Here is a 23,101-nt window from a genome sequence, read left to right as displayed (position 1 = left end):
AGGAAACTATGGAGTTAACAACTGAAGACTATATGAATATGAGTAAACGATTAGAGGAAGTGCGCCATGAGATTGGTCAATTTATAGTTGGCCAAAAAGAGGCAGTAGAGTTTTCAATTTATTGTGTTTTAGCAGATGGTCATGCTCTTTTAGAGGGATTGCCTGGACTAGGTAAAACTATGCTCATTCGTACCATTTCTGAAGTGCTTGACCTTTCTTTCTCACGTATTCAATTTACGCCAGATCTAATGCCATCTGATATTACAGGTACGAGCATGATTGAACGATTAGAGAATGGAAAACAGCAATTTAATTTTCAAAAGGGGCCAATATTTAGTCAGATGGTGTTAGCTGATGAAATTAACCGGGCTACTCCTAAGACTCAAAGTGCTCTCTTAGAGGCAATGGGAGAGAAAACAGTAACTGTGCTTGGAGAAACTAAGCAGATGGATAGACCATTTTTTGTGTTAGCTACTCAGAATCCAATAGAAATGGAAGGGACTTATCCCTTACCAGAAGCACAAATGGACAGATTTTTATGTAAAATAATTGTTTCTTACCCAACTAAGGAAGAGTTAATGGAAATTTCTAAGCGAACTACTGGAAGCCAAATTATTGAGTTGAGTAAAATAATGAATGCACAAGATATTGTGACCGCACAGCAAATGGTGAAGGAAGTATTGATAGCTGATGATATGTTGGAGTACGCGGTAGATATTATCGCTGCCACTCACCCAGAATCTTCTGTAGTTTCAGAGGTACAGCAATATGTTCAATATGGAAGTGGACCTCGTGGTTTACAGAGCCTTATAAAATTGGCGAAAGCACGTGCCCTAGTAGCAGGTCGCTATCATGTTTCTATAGCAGATATTAAAACAGTGGTAAAACCAGTTTTAAGGCATCGTTTGCTGCTTAATTATGAGGGAGAAGCGGAAGGTAAAAGCGCGGATGACTTAATAGAAATTATTCTACAAACAGTTAAGCAAGGACAAAATGTATGAGTAAAGAATATTTAATCCCAAAGGATTGGAGCGGAAAGCTAAGTCGCTTGTCTTTAGCAACCAAGTCTAAACTACGCGGGCAACATAAAGGGTCTCATCGCTCGCAAAGATTTGGTGCTTCTCTAGATTTCTCTGATTTCCGAGAATATACACCAGGAGATGACGTTCGCCAAATCGATTGGAATGTGTATGCTCGGACAGATAAATACTTTATTAAGCGTTTTTTAGATGAGCAGGAAATGAGAGTACATATTTTATTAGACTCATCTAAGTCGATGGGTGATCCTCTAAAGTGGAATTTTGCAAGACAGTTAGCAGCTTCTTTAGGAATTCTTGTACTCCAAAGAGATGACAGATTATCATTTGCTGCCGTTACTAATGATAAAAATTTACCTTTTAGAAGAAAAGGAGCAACCTACCGGAAAGCATTTACCCAAGTAATAACTGATTTAAAAGAGCCTACCATGGCAGACTCCTTTGCAAAAAACGCCGTCTCATTTCTACCTAAAGACAGTACGGTATTATTCCTTATTACAGATTGCCTAGAAGACTTGGAAACATTAAAATCTCTTATACAAAAGCTACCTCGTTTTGCTGGAGATATACGAATTTTACAAGTTGTCACAAATGAGGAACTTGTTCCGTCTTATTCTGGAGATATTCAACTAGAGGATGTAGAAACTTCTCAGCGATTAAATATTTCTATGTCATCTAGAGTAATAGAGACATACGAACAAGAACATCAGTTACATCAGCGTGGTTTAGAGAATATTTGTAGTAAATTCGGAGTGAGACTTCTACAGGTAAATGCAGATGAAGGTATCTCTCATGTAATATTTCATCAATTACTACGAGCAAATTGGGTGCAATGAGGTGAATATATATGGGTTTTAGTCAATTACCATATTTATGGACAGTAATATTTCCGATTGCCGTTCTATTATATTACTTTTTTCGAAAGAAATATAAAAAGCAATCTGTCTCCTCAACTCTTTTTTGGGATGAAGTGATGAAAGAGACAAAGGCCTCTCCTTATTTACAGCATCTTCAACGTAATGCGTTATTTTATTTGCAAATGTTAGCAATGATTTTGCTCGTAATTGCACTTATTCAACCTTTTTTGAAAAAAGAAGCACTTGCTGGTGAGCAAATTGTCTTTATTGTGGATACTTCTGCCACGATGGAGGTTAACGTGGATGACGCTATCTTATTTAACAAACATAAGCAGGAAATGCTCGATCTGGTTGAACAGTTATCTGGAAAGCCATTGACACTTATTACTACGGGAAATGAACCTGTCGCAGCTTTAAGGCAGGAAACGAATATCAATGAAATTAAAAGAGTAATAAATAAGTTAGAAGTGACTTATGAGGATGAGAATCTTTCAAAAACTTTGGATTTTGCTCAATCCTTTTTTCAAAATAAAGCTACTTCGGTATATGTGTTTACAGATCAGATAGATCGTCAGACCTTGCCGTTACAATATGAAAATGTAAGCTGGAATGTAATCGGTCAAACTAAGGAAGTATCCAACATATCTATCAAACGCCTTGGGGCAACCAAGATGAAAAATGGAACTTCAGCCTTGATCCAATTAGCTAGTCAAAATAGAGAAGAGCAAACAGTGTCCTTAACCTTGTCAAATGGAGAAGGGGAATTGGTTAAAGAATCCGTTAGATTGCCTGCGGGTGAAACAGTCACCCTTTCCTTTGATGAGTTACAGGAGGCAATTTTTCTGAAGGCAACTATAGATGTGGAAGACGATTATCTCATGGATAACGAGATGACCGTGTTCTTGCAGGATCAACTCTCTAAGATTTTCATAGATAGCTCTCTTCACACTTTGGTACGCACTGCCTTTCAATCACTTGGTGTTGACATGAGTAGTATACCAGCGGAACAGGTAAGCCTAGTGAAGGAGGAGGGAATTCTAGTTACTAATCAATTTAGCTTAGTAGATCAATTAGAAAGACCTGCCTTATTTATCGGAAGGAATGATGAAAATCCTGTAGAGGTTAATGGAACTGTTCAAACGGATGATCACCCTTTGTTTTCCTTTGCTGACCTTTCGGATATCTATGTAAGTAGCGTATATCCGGGTGTGGAGGGCTATAAAACGATAGCAACAGTTGCTGAGCAGCCCTTTATACAGATCTCTCCAAGGGGAGATATTATTGTACTTTCTGATATACAAATGACAGATTGGCCGTTAAGTCCTTCTTTCCCATTGTTTATGTGGAGTGTGAAAGAGCAGCTATCTAATAGTAATACTTATTTAGGATCTTTCACTCCGAATGAGAGAAAACCACAATCCTTAGGTAGCGCTACTAATGAGTGGGAAATTTATACGCTAGACGATTCTTATGAATATTCTATTGAGAATGGAGGAGCATTTGTTGCTCCTAGAAAACCAGGTTTATATGTTATACGTTCTGGTGAGAAAGAAAAATATTTTTCAGTAGCAATATCTCAAAAAGAAAAAGAAATTATAAAAGGTTCCTCATATTCTATTGGAGGACTGGGAGTAGAACAGCAGGATGAGAACTATGAAAAGTATTCCATTGTTCCATTTTTAATTGTTTTATTATTATTGTTGTTTGTTATCGAGTGGGAGGTGCAAAGACGCCGTGGATTTACGAGTTGATCAACCACTGCTTTTACTATTATTAGTACCTATTCTCATTTATTTTGTTTGGACATGGAAAAAGGACAGAAATATATTGAGGAAAGAGGGAAGGACTGTCTTCTTTATACGAGTGCTTGCTATAGTTTGCTTAGTGCTGGGTCTTACAAATCCATATTTATTGCTGCCCATTAAAGAGGAACAGATTGTTTTTCTGATTGACCGTTCCGCTTCAGTACAAGGAACTGATCAGCAGGTAAGTGAATGGATTGAAGCAAGCTTAGATTCTCGAAAAGATAGACATTTAGTAGGCGTATATACATTTGCAGAGGATTTTCAAACGGAGATACCCCTGACTGATGAGGAAATAAAACTTCCTGTTTTTAGTCCTATGAAATCACCAGGTAACACCGATATCGCTAGAGCGTTACAGTTATCAACCGGAATAATAGAACCAAACAAAGCAACAAGAATTGTTCTATTTACAGACGGAATTGAGACTAGCGGAACTATAGCAGACGAGCTTATGAAAATAGCTGGCAGTAATGTAACCGTAGATGTAGTACAGCTTGAGAGAGTATCATCGGAGGACGTTGCTGTTACATCCTTTGAAACACCTCCTGTAGCCTTCGAAGGAGAGCAACAGCAGCTTAATGTAGAACTCCAAGCGACTAAGGCTACAAATGGCGAATTATTACTTTATCAAAATGATCAACTACTAAGTAGAGAGCAAGTCGCCTTGGAGCAAGGATCTAATAGTTATACTTTCCGCAACACCTCCAAGGGTGAGGGTCTGTTAAAATATGAAGTACAGGTAATTGTTCAGGGGGATGCCTTGATTGAAAATAATAAGCTTACGAGTGTAACTAATGTAGAGAGTTCTCCAAGGCTACTGGTTGTTACAAATGAGGATACTTCTACTAATATTCCTTTAGTTATTGACAAAGAAGCCATTACAACTGATGTTATCACCGCAAACTCTCTTCCATATGATTTATCTAATTATCTTGCGTATGATGCAATTATTTTTGACAACGTGCCAGGACACATAGTTGGCGAGCAAAAAATGAATGTGATTGAGCAGGCAGTTAAAAATTTTGGTACCGGCTTTATGATGGTGGGTGGGCAGAATAGCTTTGGATTAGGTGGTTATTTTAAAACTCCAATCGAAAAGTTATTACCTGTTGAGATGGAAGTTAAAGGGAAGCAACAATTACCTTCACTAGGGCTTATTATTGTAATGGATAGATCAGGAAGCATGTCTGGTTCGAAAATGGAATATGCGAAAGAGGCAGCTGCTCGTTCGGTAGAAATGCTTAGAGATGATGATCATTTAGGCTTCATAGCGTTCGATGATCGTCCATGGCAAATTATTGAGACAGAGCCTCTTAAAGATAGAGAAGCAGCTGTTGAAAAAATCTTGTCTGTAGGTGCTGGTGGAGGAACTGAGATATATACAAGTCTTGCCCTAGCATATGAGCAGTTACAGCCATTAAAACTACAACGAAAACATATTATTTTACTGACAGATGGTCAATCTAGTTCCTCTAATGACTATCAAACTTTAATCGAAGAGGGAAAAGAGAATAATATTACTGTTTCAACAGTAGCCGTTGGACAGGATGCAGACCGTGCTTTGCTAGAAAGCCTTGCAGAAATGGGAGGGGGAACTTTTTATGAAGTACAGGATGAATCTACAATTCCTGCCATTATGTCTACTGAAACAGCTATCATCTCTAGAACTTATATAGAGGATAACCCATTTTATCCTACCATTTATGGAGACCCTGCATGGTCTAGTCTGTTCGTTGATGGTGTTCCACAGATGAATGCATATATAGCAACTACTGCCAAGCAAACTGCAAATGTAATAGCTCAGAGCGAGAAGGAAGACCCAGTTTTGGCTGAATGGATGTATGGCTTAGGAAGAACTCTTGCCTTCACTTCTGATTCTACGGGTGCTTGGAGCGGAGATTTTGCACGTTGGAATAATTGGGGTGATTTTTGGAACACAGCTATTTCTAGAATGCTTCCATCTTATAGTGAAGTACCTTTTACCATTCAAAAATCTACCGATGGAAGTTATACGGTGACAGATCCTTCGGGAAGCTCATCCTTTATCGAGGTGGCAGCAGTTAATGAAAAAGGGGAAGAGTTAGCTGTAACCTCCGAGCCATTGGCACCTGGAAAATCCAGAGTTACGGTTGAGAGCGAGCCGGGACTAGTATTTTTCCGAGTTTCTAATGAGAAGGATGCTATCTATCAAGCAGGGATATCCATTCCCTACAGTGAAGAATATAAGGTTCAACAGCCAAATGTACAAAACCTTCAGTTAATCACTAGTAGAACTGATGGAGAACTTTTAAGTGAACCAGCAGAGGTATTTCGAGATATCGGTATGACTAGCTCGGAAAAGCAACCTATAAGACAGTTTTTAATCTTGGCGGCAATCATCCTATTTTTTATAGACATAACAATTAGGAGATTTGGATTTAAACAGCTTATAGCACCTTTTAGAAAAAATAAAAAAGAAGCAACTTCTCCCGCTACAAAAACGACCAGTAATATGGAAAAGCTTGTGAGAGAAAAGAAAAAAAGATAGATAAAAGCGCAATGGAAGAGATGTACCTCCATTGCGCTTTTATTGTGAGCTTTAAAATAGCTTATGTTATAAAATGACTGGATTTTTCTTTTTAACCCAGACAAGAGTGATAACCCAAGTACAGATTAAGATTACTGCACCGACTACAAATGGTATGTTGATATTCACATCAAATAAAATACCTGCTAGAGCCGGACCAATCATATTACCTAAACTCATATACGCATTGTTCATACCAGCAGCAAACCCTTGTTCATTGCCAGCAAGTTTAGAGACAATTGTATTTACAGCTGGACGAATCAATGTTGTAGCAATTGAGAAGGCAGTTGCTAAAAATAAAATAAGCCAGAAAGAGTCTACTAAAAAGAAAAGTACTAATGATACAGCCGCAACCACTAAGTTAACAAGAATAACATTTAATTCGCCAAAGCGTTTAAAGAGTCGGTCTATCACAACAGTTTGGATAACTACCCCTACAAATCCACCCACAGTTAAAATAGCAGCGATTCGTTGAGGACTATAATCATATTTGTGATCTACATACAATGAAAAGGTTGATTGGAAGTTAGCAATTCCAAATGAGAAAACAAAAATGATAAATAACATCATAAAGTAAGGCGTGTATATAGAGCTTTTCATTTGTGAAAGGATATTTTCACGTTTTTTAATAGTAGGTGTTAGTTCACTAATTACATTTTTAATGTCAGGCAAGATAACTAAGGAGACTATTGCGGAAAGAAAAGATACAACTGCAGCCATGTAAAATGGAAAGGATAAACTTACACCTGCCAAAAACCCTCCGATAGCCGGTCCTATCATAAAGCCTAATGACATGGAAGCCCCAATGTAGCCCATGCCTTTTCCGCGATCTTCAAGGCTTGTTAAGTCAGCGACAAATGCCATAGTAGCTGGTACTAAAAATGCTCCGCCAACTCCCCCCATAAACCTTGCAATATAGAGCATCCATTCGTCTGTGGCTAAACCAAACCATAATTGTGATAAGGAGAAGACGATCAAACCAATAATGATTAATTTTTTTCTCCCGTATTTATCGGATAGTTCACCAGCTAATGGTGAAAATATAAATTGTCCTAAAGCATAGGAAGCAATGATAAATCCTAATGCTTGCCCAGCGACGCCAAAAGTCTCCAAATATGAAGGCATTACTGGGATAACAATTCCTATCCCTGACATTACGATAAACATATTGAACATTAGTATATATAATGCAAATTTATTTCTTTTTTCTGTCATAATGGCTCCTGCTTTCTTTCATACTATTATCATCTATCGATAATATCATATTTTCTCTATAATACATACCTTCGTGTCCCGAAAAAATTTCACTTACGACCTTCTTGAAAAACTTGACAATAGACGCTTGATTTCCGCTTTAAGCGAACGCTTTCCGCGGGGGGAGCGATAAGCCATCACCGTCGCTACTGCGTCGGTTGTGATATCTTATCTGTCTCCCTAATCCCGCAGGAGTCGTCGCCTGTCGCTACAATCATAATAGTGTAGTAACGATGAAGTAGCGTAGAGAAAACTACCTCAAGAACATATTGTATGGTTATATAATCACTCCCATTAATAAATTTACAGGGAAATCTTTGGGCAATAGATGGCTAATTTCCGCTTTAGGCGAACGCTTTCCGCGGGGGGGAGCGATAAGCCATCACCGTCGCTTGCGCGTCGATTGTGAGGGCTTATCTGTCTCCCTAATTCCGCAGGAGTCGTCGCCATCGCTACAATCATATATGGTTTATTAATGATGAAGTAGCATGGAGAAACTATCATGACAAATGTATGGTTATATAATCTATCCCATTAATAAATTTACAGGGAAATATTGGGCAATAGATGGCTGATTTCTGCTTTAGGCGAACGCTTTCCGCGGGGAGAGCGATAAATAAGCCATCACCGTCGCTTGCGCGTTGGTTGTGATGTCTTATCTGTCTCCCTAATCCCGCAGGAGTCGTCGACTGTCGCTACAATCATATATGGTGTACTAATGATGGTGTAGATTTAGCTAAAAAGACTTTTTGCTGGTTTCATTGGCAAGGCAAAAGGAGGATGGCCGTGACGTGAGTCGCGACCATCCTCTCTATAATTTTTTAATAATATTTAAGTTAATTAAAGGGTAAATGTTAATTTGCTAATTTACTTTGAACCCATTTTAAATTTCAAGAACAACTCGTTATAAACACCTAACATTTCAAGTCCTAGGTTATTGTATACTTCTAAATTGTCTCGAGCTTCTTCGGAAGGATAGAAGCGTTCGTCTGTTATGACTTCTTCGTCCATTAGCTCCATTGCTGCAGTATTAGGTGTAGAGTACCCCACATAATCTGCATTTTGTGCAGCGACCTCTGGATCTAACATGAAGTTGATAAATGCATGAGCACCTTCGATGTTTGCCGAGGTTTTAGGGATTACCATGTTGTCAAACCATAGATTAGAACCTTCTTCAGGAACAGAGTAATCTAGTTCTTCATTTTCCCACATCATATCAGCAGCTTGTCCCGACCAAGTAAGCGCAACGGCTGCTTCCTCGTTTACCATAAGCTGTGTTACTTCATCACCAATAATAGCCTTTACATTAGGCGATAGCTTTTGAAGTTTCTCTAAAGCCTCTTGAAGCTCAGTTTCATCAGTTGAGTTTAAGGAATGGCCAAGGCTATTTAACCCCATTCCGATTACCTCACGCGCTCCATCTACTAAAAGGACCTTGCCTTGTAGTGAAGAATCCCACAAATCATCCCAACTTTCAAATGACTGGCCATCTAAAAGGGAAGGATTATAAACGATTCCTACTGTTCCCCAAAAGTAGGGAACTGAAAATTCATTTTTAGGATCGAAGGATAAATCTAAAAAGTAAGGATCTATATTTGCCATGTTTGGGATTTTCGATTGATCAATTGGAAGAAGTAAGTCATTTTCCTTCATTTTTTCGATAGCATACTCAGAAGGTACAGCTATGTCATAGGAAGTTCCACCTTGTTCAATTTTCGTCATCATCGCTTCATTAGAATCGAACGTTTCATAGACAACACGATAACCAGACTCTTCTTCGAATTGATCGATTAACTCAGGATCTATATATTCACCCCAGTTGTAAATAGTAACTGTATCACTACCAGCATTGCCGGAGCTTTTCCCTAAGTAGTCATTCGCTATAAACAATCCTATACAAACAATAATAATTGCTACTGACGCTTTCACAATATCTTTCATTTTCTTACCCCCATTCCTGTAGGGTTTTTCCCGCCACGTTGGCTAATAAAGTAATAGCCCACTACTAACAATAAAGTGACGATGAAAATAATTCCTGATAGTGCATTAATCGTTAGAGTGATTCCGGCACGAGCCATAGAATAAATCTCCACTGATAATGTACTAAAACCATTCCCAGTGACAAAGAAAGTCACTGCAAAGTCATCTAATGAGTAAGTCAATGCTAGGAAGAATCCTGCAAAGATTCCCGGTTTGATGAAAGGGATAATAACTCTTCTTAAGATGTCTCTTCTAGTAGCGCCTAGATCGGCTGCTGCATCTATTAACGAGCTGTTCATTTCTTGAAGTTTTGGCAATACCATTAAGACTACGATTGGAATACTAAAAGCAATATGAGAAATTAATACTGAGGCAAAGCCTAACTTAACCCCAACCATAGTAAATAGGATCAAGAAGGAAGCACCAATAACAACGTCTGGGCTAACAATCAATACGTTATTCAATGATAATATTGAGTTCCTTAAGGATTTGTTTCTAATATAAACTATACCTAAGGAGCCAAGAACACCTATTACGGTCGAAATTAAAGCAGATAGTAACGCCACAATAACAGTGTTGATAAGAATCATAATTAGACGAGTGTCAGAAAACACTGCTGCATAGTGCTCCCAAGTAAAGGACTCAAAGTCATTCATCGTACCACCGCTATTAAATGAATAGAATATCAAATAAAAAATAGGTACATAAAGAATAACGAAGATCAGGGCTAAAAATGTTTTTGCCGACTTACTTGTTTTTTCCATTAGAAGTGGCCCCCTTTTCTCTTTGTCCGGTAATGATCATGACAATTACCATAAAGATAATTAAAAACACGGCGATGGTTGAACCCATTCCCCAGTTTTGTGTTACAAGGAACTGTTGTTCAATAGCAGTACCTAGTGTAATTACTTTGTTCCCTGCAATTAATCGAGTAATCATAAATAATGAAAGGGAGGGGATGAATACAGCTTGAATCCCGGCCTTTACACCATTAATAGTTAAAGGAAAGATGACCTTAGAAAAAGTTGTCCAGCTTGAAGCCCCTAAGTCTCTACTTGCATCTATCAGAGATGGATTTAACTTATCGAGCGAGTTAAAGATAGGGAGAATCATAAATGGTATGAAAATGTACACCGATACAAAAATAAAACTAAAATCAGTAAATAGTATTTGCTGTTCACCTATCCCAAAAACATTTAAAAATGCATTGATTGGACCATATAAACCAAAGATCCCGATAAACGCATATGTTTTTAATAGAAGGTTAATCCATGATGGAATAATGATTAAAAGTAACCATAATTGTTTGTGCTTTGTTTTAGTCAAAAGATAAGCTGTTGGATACGCAATGAGCAAAGAAAATAAGGTAATTAAAAATGCGTACCAAAAAGAGCTAAGTGTTAACTTTAAATATACAGAAGTAAAAAAGTTCTTATAGTTATCTAATGTAAAGCTTCCGCTTAAGTCGAAGAAGGAATAATAAGCGATTAATGCTATTGGAGCTATGACAAAGAATAGTATCCAAGCATAGTAGGGTATCAGATAAAGCGTTTTAGCTTTTTTAGTTTCCATAAGCGTCTTCCCCATAAGACTCAAGTCGTTTGTCAAATTCTTCTTCTGTTTCATTTAGACGCATAACATGAATAGACTCCGGATCGAAATCTAATCCAATCATTTCACCTACAGCTGCTTTTTTAGTTGAATGAACTAACCACTCATTTCCTTCTTCATCGTAAGTGGATAGCTCATAGTGAACGCCTCTAAATAGTTGGGTATCTACTTTCACTTTCATCTTCCCATTATCTACTCCAGTAATTTCTAAATCCTCTGGGCGAATAACGATATCAACCTTCTCATTTGGATTTAACCCTTGGTCCACACATTCAAATTCCTTACCACCAATATGCACACGGAAATCTGCGACCATTGTTCCTTCTACAATATTAGATTCACCGATAAAGTCCGCAACAAAGCGATTGATAGGTTCATCATAAATATCCATAGGAGTTCCACTTTGTTCAATATTTCCGGCATTCAATACAAATATTTCATCGGACATAGCAAGTGCTTCTTCTTGGTCATGCGTAACAAAGATAAAAGTTTTTCCGAGACGTTGCTGTAACTCACGAAGCTCGTACTGCATTTCTGAACGTAGCTTTAGGTCAAGCGCTGAAAGTGGCTCGTCTAGTAATATAATTTCAGGGTCATTGACTATTGCACGGGCGATAGCAACACGTTGTCTTTGTCCCCCAGACATTTCTGCTATTTCTCTATACTCATAACCGCTTAAATTAACAAATCTCAATGCTTCTAATACTTTGTCTTCTATATCTTTTTTTGCTAATTTTTTTATTCGTAGACCAAATGCTACGTTTTCAAAAACATTTAAGTGAGGAAACAAAGCATAGTCCTGAAATACGGTATTAACTTGGCGTTCGTTGGCTGGTACATTGTTGATTAGTTTTCCATTAAAATAAATGCTCCCACTTGAAGGCTGCATAAATCCTGCGATTAAGCGGAGAATAGTTGTTTTCCCACAACCTGATGGTCCTAATAACGTATAAAATTTTCCGCGTTCTAATTCAAAATTAATGTTACTAAGTACGGTAGTGTCCTCATCATAAAATTTAGTGACGTTTTCAAAGCGAATAATAGGTGTCTCTGACATAATAACCCTCCATTTTCATAAGTAAGAATTGGTGACGACATAAATAACCTTCGCGATATCATCCGATGCATTTTGTAAAAGATGGTGATCAGATGCTTCAAAATAGAGGGATTCTCCTATTGATGCGAAGTAGTGCTGCTTGCCTAATGTTAACTGGACGCGACCGTGTAAAACATATATGAATGTTTGAGATAGGGACGGTTCGAACTCTTTAAATTGCCCGCCTTTATCAAGAATAATAAGTACTGGCTCCATGTCATTTTCGTTGGATTCTGAGATAAGCCAGTGCAGTGTGTACTTTTTTTCTTCATCTACATTAACGGTTTGTTCTTCTTTTTCAAAAACAACCTTTGTTCTACTATGTTCATCATCAAAGAAATCCTTAGGCTTACAACCTAAAACATTTAAGATGGAAAAAAGAGTTTCAATAGAAGGAGAATTGAGGTCACGTTCAAGCTGAGAAATAAAACCCTTACTTAAATCTGTCCTTTCTCCAAGCTCCTCTTGAGTAAGTCCTTTTTTCAACCGTAATTGCTTAATTTTTTTACCTATTTGCATGTAATTACGCTCCTTCTTTTATTTGAAATAAAGAGCTTTTCCATAAAACAAAGTTTATTTTAACATAACTTTAAGTTTACTTTAACAACTTTTTAATGATTTTACAAAAAAAAATTATTCCATTTTTTATTGAATGAAATAATCGGTAGTTTTTGTCCTGCATACTATAACAAAGGATGACAGAAAAAGGAGAGAATTTAATGCGGTTAAGAGAGGAGTTACCGGAGTTTCCGAATTCGGCAATATGGTTAAACGGAGCATGGTCAAAGGAACAACTAATGGGAGAAAAGCCTGTTCTTGTCTATTTTTGGTCTGTTAGCTGTCAAGCCTGCAAAAGGGCTCCATCAGTGATTAACTTATGGAAAAGCAAATATGGAGATCGTTTTAATGTAATCGCTGTTCATATGCCAAGATTCCAAGAGGATGCTAATACAAGTATTGTTCAATCTACAGCTGCTGCTATCGGTATAAATCATTCGATATTCTTAGATCATGATTTAACCATTTCTAAAAAATATCAGAATCAAATGGTTCCTAACTTTTACTTGTTTGATAAAAAAGGACAGCTAAGACATAGGCAAACAGGGGAGTACGGTTGGCACATGCTAGAAAAGCGACTTGTATTGTTGATAAATGAACGTTAGTTATGAAAATGGCTATAGTGAAATCTCATAGCCGAGGAACAGCTGATGTGTTAAACTAATGGCAATTAGTTCTAGGAGGCGCAGTTATGCATAAGGAATTTGTTGTTATTGGTTTAGGTCGTTTCGGAGGAAGTATCGTAAAAGAGTTAATGGAGCAAGGCGCGGATGTAATGGCAATCGATAAAATTCAAGAACGAGTAGATGAGTTCGCTACAATAGCAACTCATGCGGTTATTGCGGATACAACAGACGAGGCAGTTTTAAAATCTCTTGGGATAAGAAATTTTGAACACGTGATTGTTGCAATAGGGGATGACATTCAATCAAGTATTTTGACTACACTTATGCTAAAAGAAATAGGTGTGAAAAAAATTACAGTGAAGGCTCAAAATGATTATCATGAAAAAGTGTTACGAAAAATAGGTGCAGATCAAGTAGTTCATCCAGAACGAGACATGGGGATACGAATTGCCAATAACATCATTTCTAATAATGTATTAGATTATTTGGAGCTATCCGATGAGCATTCGATTATGGAAATCAAAGTAAACGAGAAAATTGCTGGGTTCTCAATTATAGATTTGGATATCCGTGCGAGATATGGCATTAACATTGTTGCGGTTAAACGAGGAAAGGATATCATCGTCTCACCTCAAGCCCACGATAAAATGCAACTAAATGATGTACTTATTATAATTGGTGCAGATGTTGATATTAATCGCTTTGAAAAGAAAGTTTTATCTTAACTAAGCCAAGGGACTAATCCCTTGGCTTTTATATTTATTAAAATAAATAAATTTTAGATTATAAAACATTCGTTCAATATGAAATAAACAAGCAAAAATAATATTTAAAGTATAGGTGAGTCTTAATATGATAAGAGCGTTCCAATTGGAGCGCTCTTTTATTTTTGTATATTTTTCTAAAAGATAGACACATTAAGCATAAGAATGGAGGGATTAGGATGAAGAATAAAAGGTATGTTCTTACTATTATGTCTGTTATTTTATCAACAGGTATACTATTCGGATGCAACGGTACCGATGAAAATGAGCCGGACCCAAGTGAAGAGCCTTCTGAGCAGCAAAAAGATGAGAATCAATAATTGCCGTTTATAAATACAGTATCCAAGTATCGATAAGTCTTAAAAAGAGAGTATAAAACGTTAATTCGTTTATATGTTCTCTTTTTGTTTGGCAAAATTTTTGAATAGGTGATGCTTACTTTAAATTTGGTGAAAGAGCTCTCACATAATATTAATATTTCCAAGTATTTTGAGATTTAATACTTTATTATTAGCTAACACTTGTCGATTGTAGTAAATGACTTGAAGAAACCAAGTAGCCGAAGCGCCGAGTCTGAGGTCGTGCTTTTGGAAAGCGTGGCTTATGAATATCTGAATCGACGATTTCTTACTATATATTGTAAAAAAAAGACTGTAGACAATTTCAAATTTCTTTGAATTTGCCTACAGTCCGAAGCATCAAATAAAATATTGGATGCTTTTATATAATTTATACTTCCATAATGATTGGTAAAATCATTGGGCGACGTTTTGTTTTTTCATATAAATAAGGGCTTAACACATCTGTAATTTCATTTTTTAGCTCAGACCATTCAATAGACTTGTCCTGTATAGTGTATCTTAAATGCTTGTTTAACATTTGCTGAGCTTCATTGATCATCGTGCCTGATTCTCTCATGTAAACGAATCCTCTAGAAATAATATCTGGACCTGACACAATTTTCTTTCTTTCCATATCAGCACTAACAACTACAATTACTAGGCCTTCTTCTGAAAGAATACGGCGATCTCTTAGCACAATATTCCCGATGTCTCCAATACCGCTACCATCAATATATACATCACCAGAAGGGATACGTCCTGCCACGTGAGCTTCAGTTGAGCTCAAAGCAAGAACGTCGCCATTTTCCATAATAAATGTATTTTCAATTGGTACATCACAATCTGCAGCAAGCTCGGTATGAAGTTTTAACATACGGAACTCCCCATGAATAGGCATAAAAAATTTAGGCTTCATCAAACGCAGCATAAGCTTTTGTTCTTCTTGAGAACCATGCCCAGATGTATGGACGTTATTTAAGGAACCATGAATTACTTCTGCGCCAGCACGGAACAATAGGTTAATCGTTCTGTTTACGCTTGCTCTATTACCTGGAATAGGTGAAGAAGAAAATACAACGGTATCTCCAGGCTGAATTTGAATTTGTCGGTGAGTACCGTTAGCAATTCTAGATAGGGCAGCCATTGGTTCACCTTGGCTACCGGTACATAGTATTAATACTTCGTTTGCCGGTAGTCTATTTAAAGCACTTGTATCTATAAACATTTCCTTAGGGGCTGTAATATATCCCAGCTCTCTCCCGATGGTAATGTTATTATCCATACTTCTTCCAAAAACAGCAATTTTACGATTATGATGCACTGCGGCATCGATAACCTGTTGAAGTCTATGGATGTTAGAAGCGAAGGTTGCAAAAATAATACGGCCATTCACTTTACGGAAAATGGAATCCATACTTTCTCCAACTTTACGTTCGGACATTGTGAAATTAGGAACCTCTGCATTAGTGCTATCAGAAAGTAGACAAAGAACACCGTCGCGTCCGATTTCAGCCATTTTAGTCAAATTGGCTGGTTCGCCAACAGGGGTAAAATCAAACTTGAAATCTCCTGTATGCACAATATTACCAGGAGGGGTTTTCACCACAATCCCGAAAGCATCAGGTATACTATGCGTAGTCCTAAAAAAGCTAACTGCGGTTTTTCTAAATTTAATTATATCGTCTTCTTCAATCACATTCATTTTTGTTTGACGAAGTAAACCATGCTCTTCTAATTTATTGCGGAGTAATCCTAGTGCTAGTTTGCTCCCGTATACTGGAACATTAAGTTGCTTTAGTAAGTAAGGGATTCCACCGATATGGTCTTCGTGACCATGCGTAATGAATAATCCTTTAATCTTGTCTACATTTTTAACTAAATAAGTGTAGTCCGGAATAACATAATCAATCCCAAGAAGGTCATCCTCAGGGAATTTAATACCAGCATCAATCAGAATGATTTCATCTTGAAACTGAACTCCATACGTATTTTTGCCGATTTCACCTAGTCCGCCGAGGGCGAAAACAGCAGTTTGATCATTTTTTACAAATTTCATAAATTATAACTCTTCTACTTTGAAATTTGGGCTTGCTTGTTCGTATTCCAAGTGGTTTCCTTCAAGCAGCTGGATAAGCTCAATATTATACTTGCGGTCCTTTAGAAGGGAGCGAACTTCGCGTTCGGATTCTCCCTCAACATATAAGCTCTTTGTGTTTTCGCGAACTGGTACTTCTAGTGCATTTTCTTGATAATAAACTTTATAAATCATTTTTATACTCTCCTTTTTCACGTTCATAATAAATCAATTCTCTTTATATTATCACGCCACTTCTTTAAAATAAAGAAAAGCCCTCCAAATTTTGAAGGGCAAGACATTTGACTTAAGCAATAGTTTTATTTCTGAGCATTCCGCCGAGTCGTCTCAACAATTTCCTTTTCAGGCGTTTCAACATGGCAATCCACTCCTTAAGACGTATTATATACGAAAAAATTAAATTTGTAAAGGTTTTTAACGGAAAAGTCAAATAATTCGAATCGGAAAAGAGGAAAATTTTGATGGTACAAAAAGTATTGATTTTTGACATTGATGGCACTATTTTAGATATGGAGAAAAATATACCTACAGGTGTAGAAGAAGCATTTAAACAAGCAAGAGCAAATGGACATATCACTGTGATTGCTACTGGAAGAGCTCCATTTCTTGCCAAAGCAATCGTAGACCAGTTACAAATAGATTCCTATATTAGCTACAATGGTCAAATTGTCCAATTTGAAGGTAAGACTATACATAAAGGTATTATTGACAAGGAAGAACTTAAAAAGCTTTCTGAATTTGCTGCTTTGAAAGATCAGCCTTTAGTATACATGGACACCAATGAAATGGTTTCCAATGTTCCAGATCATCAAGATGTAATTGAAAGTATTTCAACATTAAAAGTTGGCTTTCCTCGGAAAGCAGAAGATTTTTATTTGAATAATGATATTCATCAATCTCTTGTCTTTTGCAATGAAGAAATCCAAAAGGAATATGAAGAGGCATTTCCCAACTTGTCGTTTATACGGTGGCACAGAGTTTCATGTGATGTGCTTCCAAAAGGGATGTCTAAAGCAATAGGGATAGAAATTCTTTTAGATTATTTAGGTAAAGACAGAAAAGATGCAATTGCTTTTGGTGATGGTTTAAATGATGTAGAAATGTTGAAATTTGTAGGTACAGGAGTTGCGATGGGTAATGCAGTGGAAGAACTTAAGAAACACGCTACAATAGTGACAGATCATGTTGCTGAAAATGGGTTAGTAAATGCAATGAAGAAATTAGAGTTAATTTAAAGGAGTTACATATGAACGAGCAAAAAAACAAAAATGTATTAATTTATGGAGACGCCTTCGTTGATTATATTGCAGAGGATCAGACAAATAGAAAATTCACTAAATTTTTAGGTGGGGCTACAGTAAATGTTGCTGCAGGTATTGGTAGACTAGGGGCTTCCTCATCTTTTATTACGATAATTGGAGAGGATGAAACCTCGAAGTTTGTCAGAAGAGAATTGGAGGCAGAAGGAGTAAATCTTTCGTATGCCCAAGTGAATTCAGAGAAATGTGTAAGTGGTGTCTATGTTCATTTGACTGAAAATAATGATCGACATTTTCACACGTACGTTGATGATACTCCTGATTTGCAAGTAAATTTCTCCATGATTAACGAAAAAGCTTTTGAACAAGCGGCAGTATTCCATTTTTGCTCTGGGACGTTATTTCATCCAACAGCACGTAAAACTACACGGAACATTGTTGATAAAATAAAAAAATCTAGTGCTCTTTTATCTTGTGACGCAAACATACGACCTTTGCGCTGGGAAACAGAACAGAATTGTAGAGAAACGATTTGCTCTTTTCTTCATGATATAGACATTTTTAAATTGACGGAAGAAGAGCTATTCTTTTTGACAGAAACAAGCTCCCGGTTGGAAGGGCTTAATAAGCTAGCTCCTTACAATATTCCAATTGTTCTTGTAACAGTTGGTGCAGAGGGAACGTACGCCCTTATTGACGGAGAATTGGTTCATATCCCTGTTGAAAAAGTAGTGGCTATAGATACAACTGGGGCTGGCGATGCCTTTATGGCTGGGATTTTATCGAAAATCCAATCAGAGGGTAAGCCAGAAACAAAAGAAGAATGGATCGAGTATATCGCTTTTGGAAATAAACTCGGTTCTATTTGTGCAACTAAGTTTGGTGCACTATCTGCGATGCCAAGACTATCTGATTTAAAATAATTTGCAGTAAGACTATAGACGGACAGCATCCATCTGGTGGTTTTTATCTATAGTCTTTTTCTAACCTTGTTATTTTCTCCAATACAAAAAAGGTTCGCCTTTTCAAAGGCAAACCTTTCTTCGGTATAACAATAAGAAGGTACTATTTACGTTCATATGGGAATGCGTCAGGAATTTCCTCATATGGATTTTGTGGATTGATATGGTCATAAAACATAATTCCGTTTAAATGATCTAATTCATGTTGAAATGCGATAGCTGCTAAGCCTTTTAAACGTTTTTTGAAGGGAGTCCCGTCTGGATGAAAACCTGTTGCGGTAATACGTGCATATCGTGGAACATAACCTTCAATAACTTCGTCCACTGAGAGACATCCTTCTCCAGCCGCTATGTATGTTTTCTCTACAGAATGGCTAATAATTTTAGGATTAACTGCCACAAAGCTGACTTCATTTTCATCTTCGTCGGTTAAATGTAAGGCGAACATTCTTTTAGATACATTTACTTGCGGAGCAGCAATTCCAATCCCCGGTCGAAGGTTGTATTTCTTCACCATTTCATCATCTTGACTATTTATAACATATTGCAATAAGTCATGAGCAAGTGTTTGTTCCTCTTCTGAAAGTGGAAATGTTAACTCATCTGTTTTCTTACGTAGAGTAGGATGGCCGTCTCTAATTATATCTTGCATTAAAATCATCATAATCGTCCTTTCAAATTTCATATTCCTATTATATCGAATTATGTCGTTTTACTAAACAAAAAGGTATATCGTCAGTTGAATTTAATAACTAGAACAATTATAGTTGAAAATGGTATAGGAGGTTGCTGTATGAAAAAAATTAAATTCATAATTCCTTTAAGTATGCTTCTACTCCTTACGGCTTGTTCTTTTGGAGAGAGCACGGAGGAAAAACTGTCCAATGTATTAACCGAAATCTATGAAACTGAGAAAGGGTATAGAGAAGTGCAACCCTTATTAGCGGAAACTGAGTTAAAAGAACTAACCAATTTTCAAAGTATGATGGAGTTAACTCAAGACCAACAGGATGAGCTGAGTGCTCAAGTAGAGGCAACTGCTACTCTTTTAGAGGAACGTTTAGCATTGGTGAAAAAAGAAAAAGAATCGATTGCTAAGGCAAATGAAAAACTTGCAGATTTAGAAGCAGTCATCTCTGATGCAAAAGAAGAATCTGAAAAGGAAAGTATACGTTTAGTGGAAGAGGCCTTAAATAATCGCTACGCTGCCCATGATAAGTTGGTTGAACAATACAATTCTCTTGCTAGTTTGCAAGAATCGCTTTATAACATGCTGGTTGATGAGGAAGCTAATGTTACTTCGATTCAGGAGAAGGTTGCAGAGGTCAATAAGCAAAATGAAGTGGTGCAACACTCTGTCAAGGAATTTAATGATTTAACAACGCATTTAAACGAAGTGAAGGATCAAGCCTTTTCAACACTTCAAAATCAAGAATAATCTCTACTAATTGCAGCCCTATTAAAGGGCTGCTTTTTTTGTGAAAAAATAATATAAATTTAGCGCCATGAAACAGATGTTCATGGTATTTTTATTATTTCGAAGCTATGGCAGAGATGTTACACATCTAACGACTATTTATAGTATGAAGGATTAAGAATACCTTACAGCGATTATTGTCGGAAAAATCACACGACAAGTGATGAAGCAGACAAAGGCACTTGAGATTTCTTTTGATTAGATTGCATAAAAAGATAGGAAGTGTAAAAAATAACAGAGGTGGTATGTATATTGAAGAGGTTGTTAAACCATATGCTTATGTTGTTTCAGTTATAAGTAAGATTTAAAATATTTTAATTTCATACAAGGTGTTTAGAGGGTGTTCTTTACTACTTAAGTTAATTTTATTAATTGAATTACTCAAAAAGAAGCGTGAACTGTATGATTGACTAAAAGCTCCCCCGAGAACAGAAACTATTTGTATTGTATTTAATATAATTTTGACTTTTGGATCAATACTATTAATAAAATAAATTTTAAGCATATAATTCAAACTGATATAGTACAGACATAATTAATTAGTAGTACAGAAATGAATGTTTATAATATTCTAATATAAAATTAGTAGAATTCTAGATGATTGACCGACCATTTATTCTTGAGTATACTTAAATGGAATTGCGCTTGTACCAATCAAGAAGTAAATAAATTTTAATACAGAGGAAAAGGAGAGGTGCTTTATGGCTTCAAACAAGGAAAAACAGTTTGACCCAATGAAAACGCTTCATGAGATCGAAGAAAAATTTGAAATGTTCCAGATATTGAACGAAGAAGGGGAAATTGTTAACGAACAAGCGAACCCTAATTTATCTGATGAAGATTTAGTAGAACTAATGAGTCGCATGGTTTATACAAGAATTCTGGACCAACGTTCTATTTCCTTAAATCGTCAAGGACGTCTTGGCTTCTACGCGCCTACAGCAGGGCAAGAGGCTTCTCAGCTTGCATCTCATTTTGCTTGTGAAAAAGAAGACTTCATCTTACCTGGCTATCGTGATGTTCCACAAATAGTATGGCATGGTTTACCTTTATGGCAAGCGTTCCTATTTTCACGTGGTCATTTTATGGGTAACCAAATTCCAGAAGGCGTAAACGTGTTCCCACCACAAATTATTATTGGTGCACAATTTATTCAAGCAGCTGGAGTAGCTTTAGGAATGCAAAAACGCGGTAAAAAATCTATTGCTATTACATATACAGGAGATGGTGGTTCTTCACAAGGTGACTTCTACGAAGGTATTAACTTCGCAGGTGCTTTCCGTGTGCCAGCTGTGTTTATCGTCCAAAACAACCAATACGCTATTTCAACTCCTCGTGAGCTACAAACAGCAGCAAAAACAATTGCACAAAAAGGTATTGCAGCGGGATTACCAAGTATCGTTGTAGACGGAATGGATCCGCTTGCTGTATACGTGGCTACAAAGGATGCAAGAGACCGTGCTGTTAAAGGAGAAGGGCCAAGCCTAATTGAGACAGTTTGTTACCGTTATGGTCCGCATACAATGGCTGGAGATGACCCAACACGTTACCGTACTTCTGAAACAGATTCAGAGTGGGAAAAGAAAGATCCTCTAGTACGTTTCCGTAAATATTTAGAAGGTAAAGGTATTTGGAGTGAAGAAAAGGAAGCAGAAGTAATTGAGAGAGCGAAAGAAGAAATTAAAGACGCTATCAAAAAAGCAGATGCTGCTCCAAAACAAAAAGTGACAGATTTGATTAATATTATGTATGAAGAAAATCCATATAACTTAGATGAGCAATTAGCTTACTATACAGAGAAGGAGTCGAAGTAACCGATGGCACAAATGACGATGATTCAAGCAATTACGGATGCTCTCCGTAATGAGCTTAAAAATGATGAAAATGTGTTAGTCTTCGGTGAAGACGTTGGTAATAACGGCGGTGTATTCCGTGCAACTGAAGGTCTACAAAAAGAGTTTGGGGAAGATCGAGTATTTGATACACCCCTTGCAGAATCAGGTATTGGCGGGTTGGCAGTGGGTCTTTCTCTACAAGGATTCCGTCCAGTTCCAGAGATTCAATTCTTTGGTTTCGTATACGAAGTAATGGATTCTATCAGTGGGCAATTAGCTCGCATGCGTTTCCGTACAGGTGGAGCATTTAATGCGCCTGTTACAATTCGTTCTCCGTTTGGTGGAGGCGTTCATACACCTGAGATGCATGCGGATAGCTTGGAGCTTCTAATGACTTCTACTCCAGGAGTAAAAGTAGTTATTCCATCTACACCGTACGATGCAAAAGGTTTATTGATATCTGCCATTCGTGATAATGACCCTGTAATCTTCTTAGAACATATGAAATTATATCGTTCTTTCCGTGGTGAGGTGCCAGAGGAAGAATATACAATTCCACTTGGAAAAGCAGATGTAAAGCGTGAGGGCACTGACTTAACAATTATTGCATACGGTGCAATGGTTCAGGAGAGCTTAAAAGCTGCTGAGGAACTAGAAAAAGAAGGTCATTCCGTTGAAGTAGTTGATCTTCGCACTGTGCAACCATTAGATATTGAAACAATTATTGCTTCTGTTGAAAAAACGAATCGTGCTATCGTTGTACAAGAAGCTCAAAAACAAGCAGGTATAGCAGCAAATGTAGTAGCAGAAATTACTGAAAGAGCTATATTAAGCTTAGAGGCTCCTGTATTACGTGTAGCTGCACCAGATACTGTATTCCCATTCTCTCAAGCAGAAACAGTTTGGCTGCCAAACTCAAAGGATATAGTAGAAACAGCGAAGAAAGTATTAAACTTCTAATAAAAACAAACAATAGAA

The 23,101-nt window shown here is 37.1% G+C and carries 21 protein-coding genes; 12 read left to right on the top strand and 9 right to left on the bottom strand.

Annotation, left to right across the window (positions count from 1 at the left end; all coding sequences use genetic code 11):
• The first annotated feature begins 8 nt into the window (after positions 1–8).
• The 4 genes from H9650_RS02010 to H9650_RS01995 are packed head-to-tail and all read left to right on the top strand — an operon-like array spanning position 9 to position 6,226.
• Positions 9–1,001, top strand: a complete 993-nt coding sequence (locus H9650_RS02010; RefSeq protein WP_144537866.1) for an AAA family ATPase — start codon at positions 9–11, stop codon at positions 999–1,001.
• The gene (locus H9650_RS02005) at positions 998–1,873 is read left to right on the top strand and encodes a DUF58 domain-containing protein (RefSeq protein WP_144537868.1); all 876 of its coding nucleotides are present in this window, start codon (positions 998–1,000) and stop codon (positions 1,871–1,873) included. The genes H9650_RS02010 and H9650_RS02005 overlap by 4 nt, the downstream gene beginning before the upstream one ends.
• An 11-nt stretch (positions 1,874–1,884) precedes the next feature.
• Positions 1,885–3,645 carry a vWA domain-containing protein gene (locus H9650_RS02000; protein WP_144537870.1) on the top strand — a complete coding sequence of 587 codons (1,761 nt, stop codon included), beginning with the start codon at positions 1,885–1,887 and terminating at the stop codon, positions 3,643–3,645.
• On the top strand, positions 3,629–6,226 hold the full coding sequence (locus tag H9650_RS01995) for a VWA domain-containing protein (RefSeq protein ID WP_191696436.1): 2,598 nt from the start codon (positions 3,629–3,631) through the stop codon (positions 6,224–6,226). Before H9650_RS02000 ends, H9650_RS01995 begins: the two co-directional genes overlap by 17 nt.
• Positions 6,227–6,292: 66 nt before the next feature.
• On the opposite strand, the gene H9650_RS01990 is transcribed toward H9650_RS01995, so the two are convergent.
• The 6 genes from H9650_RS01990 to H9650_RS01965 form a co-directional block, all read right to left on the bottom strand.
• Positions 6,293–7,480, bottom strand: a complete 1,188-nt coding sequence (locus H9650_RS01990) for an MFS transporter (RefSeq protein ID WP_144537874.1) — start codon at positions 7,478–7,480, stop codon at positions 6,293–6,295.
• 906 nt (positions 7,481–8,386) lie between these two features.
• Positions 8,387–9,460, bottom strand: a complete 1,074-nt coding sequence (locus H9650_RS01985) for an ABC transporter substrate-binding protein (protein ID WP_144537876.1) — start codon at positions 9,458–9,460, stop codon at positions 8,387–8,389.
• The gene (locus H9650_RS01980; protein ID WP_191696435.1) at positions 9,457–10,263 is read right to left on the bottom strand and encodes an ABC transporter permease; all 807 of its coding nucleotides are present in this window, start codon (positions 10,261–10,263) and stop codon (positions 9,457–9,459) included. Before H9650_RS01980 ends, H9650_RS01985 begins: the two co-directional genes overlap by 4 nt.
• The gene (locus tag H9650_RS01975; protein ID WP_151110685.1) at positions 10,247–11,071 is read right to left on the bottom strand and encodes an ABC transporter permease; all 825 of its coding nucleotides are present in this window, start codon (positions 11,069–11,071) and stop codon (positions 10,247–10,249) included. The genes H9650_RS01980 and H9650_RS01975 overlap by 17 nt, the downstream gene beginning before the upstream one ends.
• Complete coding sequence (locus H9650_RS01970; RefSeq protein WP_144537882.1) at positions 11,061–12,167, bottom strand: ABC transporter ATP-binding protein; 1,107 nt, start codon at positions 12,165–12,167, stop codon at positions 11,061–11,063. The genes H9650_RS01975 and H9650_RS01970 overlap by 11 nt, the downstream gene beginning before the upstream one ends.
• Before the next feature lie 15 nt (positions 12,168–12,182).
• Positions 12,183–12,725 (bottom strand): helix-turn-helix domain-containing protein, encoded by a 543-nt coding sequence (locus tag H9650_RS01965; protein ID WP_144537884.1) that lies wholly within the window; start codon positions 12,723–12,725, stop codon positions 12,183–12,185.
• Between the two features lie 200 nt (positions 12,726–12,925).
• On the opposite strand from H9650_RS01965, the gene H9650_RS01960 reads away from it, so the two are divergent.
• From H9650_RS01960 to H9650_RS01950, 3 genes are all read left to right on the top strand, one after another.
• Complete coding sequence (locus H9650_RS01960) at positions 12,926–13,369, top strand: TlpA disulfide reductase family protein (protein WP_191696434.1); 444 nt, start codon at positions 12,926–12,928, stop codon at positions 13,367–13,369.
• An 86-nt stretch (positions 13,370–13,455) separates the two neighbouring features.
• A complete protein-coding gene (locus H9650_RS01955; protein WP_144537888.1) occupies positions 13,456–14,115 on the top strand; it encodes a potassium channel family protein in 660 nt (219 codons plus the stop codon).
• Positions 14,116–14,333: 218 nt separating this feature from the next.
• Positions 14,334–14,474 carry a hypothetical protein gene (locus tag H9650_RS01950; protein ID WP_191696433.1) on the top strand — a complete coding sequence of 47 codons (141 nt, stop codon included), beginning with the start codon at positions 14,334–14,336 and terminating at the stop codon, positions 14,472–14,474.
• A 409-nt stretch (positions 14,475–14,883) separates the two neighbouring features.
• Here H9650_RS01950 and rnjA read toward each other — a convergent pair whose 3' ends face one another.
• Entirely contained in the window at positions 14,884–16,551 is a 1,668-nt protein-coding gene (gene rnjA, locus H9650_RS01945; protein ID WP_151110679.1) for a ribonuclease J1, read from the bottom strand.
• A 3-nt stretch (positions 16,552–16,554) separates the two neighbouring features.
• Entirely contained in the window at positions 16,555–16,764 is a 210-nt protein-coding gene (locus H9650_RS01940) for a DNA-dependent RNA polymerase subunit epsilon (RefSeq protein WP_144537894.1), read from the bottom strand.
• A gap of 287 nt (positions 16,765–17,051) precedes the next feature.
• Here H9650_RS01940 and H9650_RS01935 point away from each other — a divergent pair, with 287 nt between their 5' ends.
• Together H9650_RS01935 and H9650_RS01930 are read left to right on the top strand one after the other, a co-directional pair.
• Complete coding sequence (locus tag H9650_RS01935; RefSeq protein ID WP_225215863.1) at positions 17,052–17,825, top strand: Cof-type HAD-IIB family hydrolase; 774 nt, start codon at positions 17,052–17,054, stop codon at positions 17,823–17,825.
• Between the two features lie 11 nt (positions 17,826–17,836).
• A complete protein-coding gene (locus H9650_RS01930) occupies positions 17,837–18,772 on the top strand; it encodes a carbohydrate kinase family protein (RefSeq protein WP_151110675.1) in 936 nt (311 codons plus the stop codon).
• A gap of 142 nt (positions 18,773–18,914) precedes the next feature.
• On the opposite strand, the gene def is transcribed toward H9650_RS01930, so the two are convergent.
• Positions 18,915–19,472: a peptide deformylase gene (def, locus tag H9650_RS01925; protein ID WP_151110673.1), complete on the bottom strand. Its 558-nt coding sequence runs from the start codon at positions 19,470–19,472 to the stop codon at positions 18,915–18,917.
• 132 nt (positions 19,473–19,604) lie between these two features.
• Between def and H9650_RS01920 the strand changes: the two genes are divergently transcribed.
• The 3 genes from H9650_RS01920 (at position 19,605) to H9650_RS01910 (ending at position 23,083) form a co-directional block, all read left to right on the top strand.
• Complete coding sequence (locus H9650_RS01920) at positions 19,605–20,249, top strand: YkyA family protein (protein ID WP_191696432.1); 645 nt, start codon at positions 19,605–19,607, stop codon at positions 20,247–20,249.
• A gap of 740 nt (positions 20,250–20,989) precedes the next feature.
• On the top strand, positions 20,990–22,102 hold the full coding sequence (pdhA, locus tag H9650_RS01915) for a pyruvate dehydrogenase (acetyl-transferring) E1 component subunit alpha (protein ID WP_144537901.1): 1,113 nt from the start codon (positions 20,990–20,992) through the stop codon (positions 22,100–22,102).
• A 3-nt stretch (positions 22,103–22,105) separates the two neighbouring features.
• Entirely contained in the window at positions 22,106–23,083 is a 978-nt protein-coding gene (locus H9650_RS01910; RefSeq protein WP_144537902.1) for an alpha-ketoacid dehydrogenase subunit beta, read from the top strand.
• The last annotated feature ends 18 nt before the right edge of the window (positions 23,084–23,101 follow it).

This window comes from Psychrobacillus faecigallinarum (assembly GCF_014836595.1).
Lineage (GTDB): Bacteria > Bacillota > Bacilli > Bacillales_A > Planococcaceae > Psychrobacillus > Psychrobacillus faecigallinarum.
This window is presented reverse-complemented; position numbering and strand designations above follow the sequence as displayed.

Excerpts from the sequence above, each read along its gene's own strand:
- H9650_RS01990 (WP_144537874.1), bottom strand. The coding sequence starts at position 7,480 with ATGACAGAAAAAAGAAATAAATTTGCATTATATATACTAATGTTCAAT.
- H9650_RS02005 (WP_144537868.1), top strand. The coding sequence starts at position 998 with ATGAGTAAAGAATATTTAATCCCAAAGGATTGGAGCGGAAAGCTAAGT.
- H9650_RS01985 (WP_144537876.1), bottom strand. The coding sequence starts at position 9,460 with ATGAAAGATATTGTGAAAGCGTCAGTAGCAATTATTATTGTTTGTATA.
- H9650_RS02010 (WP_144537866.1), top strand. The coding sequence starts at position 9 with ATGGAGTTAACAACTGAAGACTATATGAATATGAGTAAACGATTAGAG.
- rnjA (WP_151110679.1), bottom strand. The coding sequence starts at position 16,551 with ATGAAATTTGTAAAAAATGATCAAACTGCTGTTTTCGCCCTCGGCGGA.
- H9650_RS01950 (WP_191696433.1), top strand. The coding sequence starts at position 14,334 with ATGAAGAATAAAAGGTATGTTCTTACTATTATGTCTGTTATTTTATCA.
- H9650_RS01930 (WP_151110675.1), top strand. The coding sequence starts at position 17,837 with ATGAACGAGCAAAAAAACAAAAATGTATTAATTTATGGAGACGCCTTC.
- H9650_RS01960 (WP_191696434.1), top strand. The coding sequence starts at position 12,926 with ATGCGGTTAAGAGAGGAGTTACCGGAGTTTCCGAATTCGGCAATATGG.
- H9650_RS01920 (WP_191696432.1), top strand. The coding sequence starts at position 19,605 with ATGAAAAAAATTAAATTCATAATTCCTTTAAGTATGCTTCTACTCCTT.
- H9650_RS01940 (WP_144537894.1), bottom strand. The coding sequence starts at position 16,764 with ATGATTTATAAAGTTTATTATCAAGAAAATGCACTAGAAGTACCAGTT.
- H9650_RS01910 (WP_144537902.1), top strand. The coding sequence starts at position 22,106 with ATGGCACAAATGACGATGATTCAAGCAATTACGGATGCTCTCCGTAAT.
- H9650_RS01970 (WP_144537882.1), bottom strand. The coding sequence starts at position 12,167 with ATGTCAGAGACACCTATTATTCGCTTTGAAAACGTCACTAAATTTTAT.
- H9650_RS02000 (WP_144537870.1), top strand. The coding sequence starts at position 1,885 with ATGGGTTTTAGTCAATTACCATATTTATGGACAGTAATATTTCCGATT.
- H9650_RS01955 (WP_144537888.1), top strand. The coding sequence starts at position 13,456 with ATGCATAAGGAATTTGTTGTTATTGGTTTAGGTCGTTTCGGAGGAAGT.
- H9650_RS01935 (WP_225215863.1), top strand. The coding sequence starts at position 17,052 with ATGGTACAAAAAGTATTGATTTTTGACATTGATGGCACTATTTTAGAT.
- H9650_RS01980 (WP_191696435.1), bottom strand. The coding sequence starts at position 10,263 with ATGGAAAAAACAAGTAAGTCGGCAAAAACATTTTTAGCCCTGATCTTC.
- H9650_RS01965 (WP_144537884.1), bottom strand. The coding sequence starts at position 12,725 with ATGCAAATAGGTAAAAAAATTAAGCAATTACGGTTGAAAAAAGGACTT.
- def (WP_151110673.1), bottom strand. The coding sequence starts at position 19,472 with ATGATTTTAATGCAAGATATAATTAGAGACGGCCATCCTACTCTACGT.
- pdhA (WP_144537901.1), top strand. The coding sequence starts at position 20,990 with ATGGCTTCAAACAAGGAAAAACAGTTTGACCCAATGAAAACGCTTCAT.
- H9650_RS01975 (WP_151110685.1), bottom strand. The coding sequence starts at position 11,071 with ATGGAAACTAAAAAAGCTAAAACGCTTTATCTGATACCCTACTATGCT.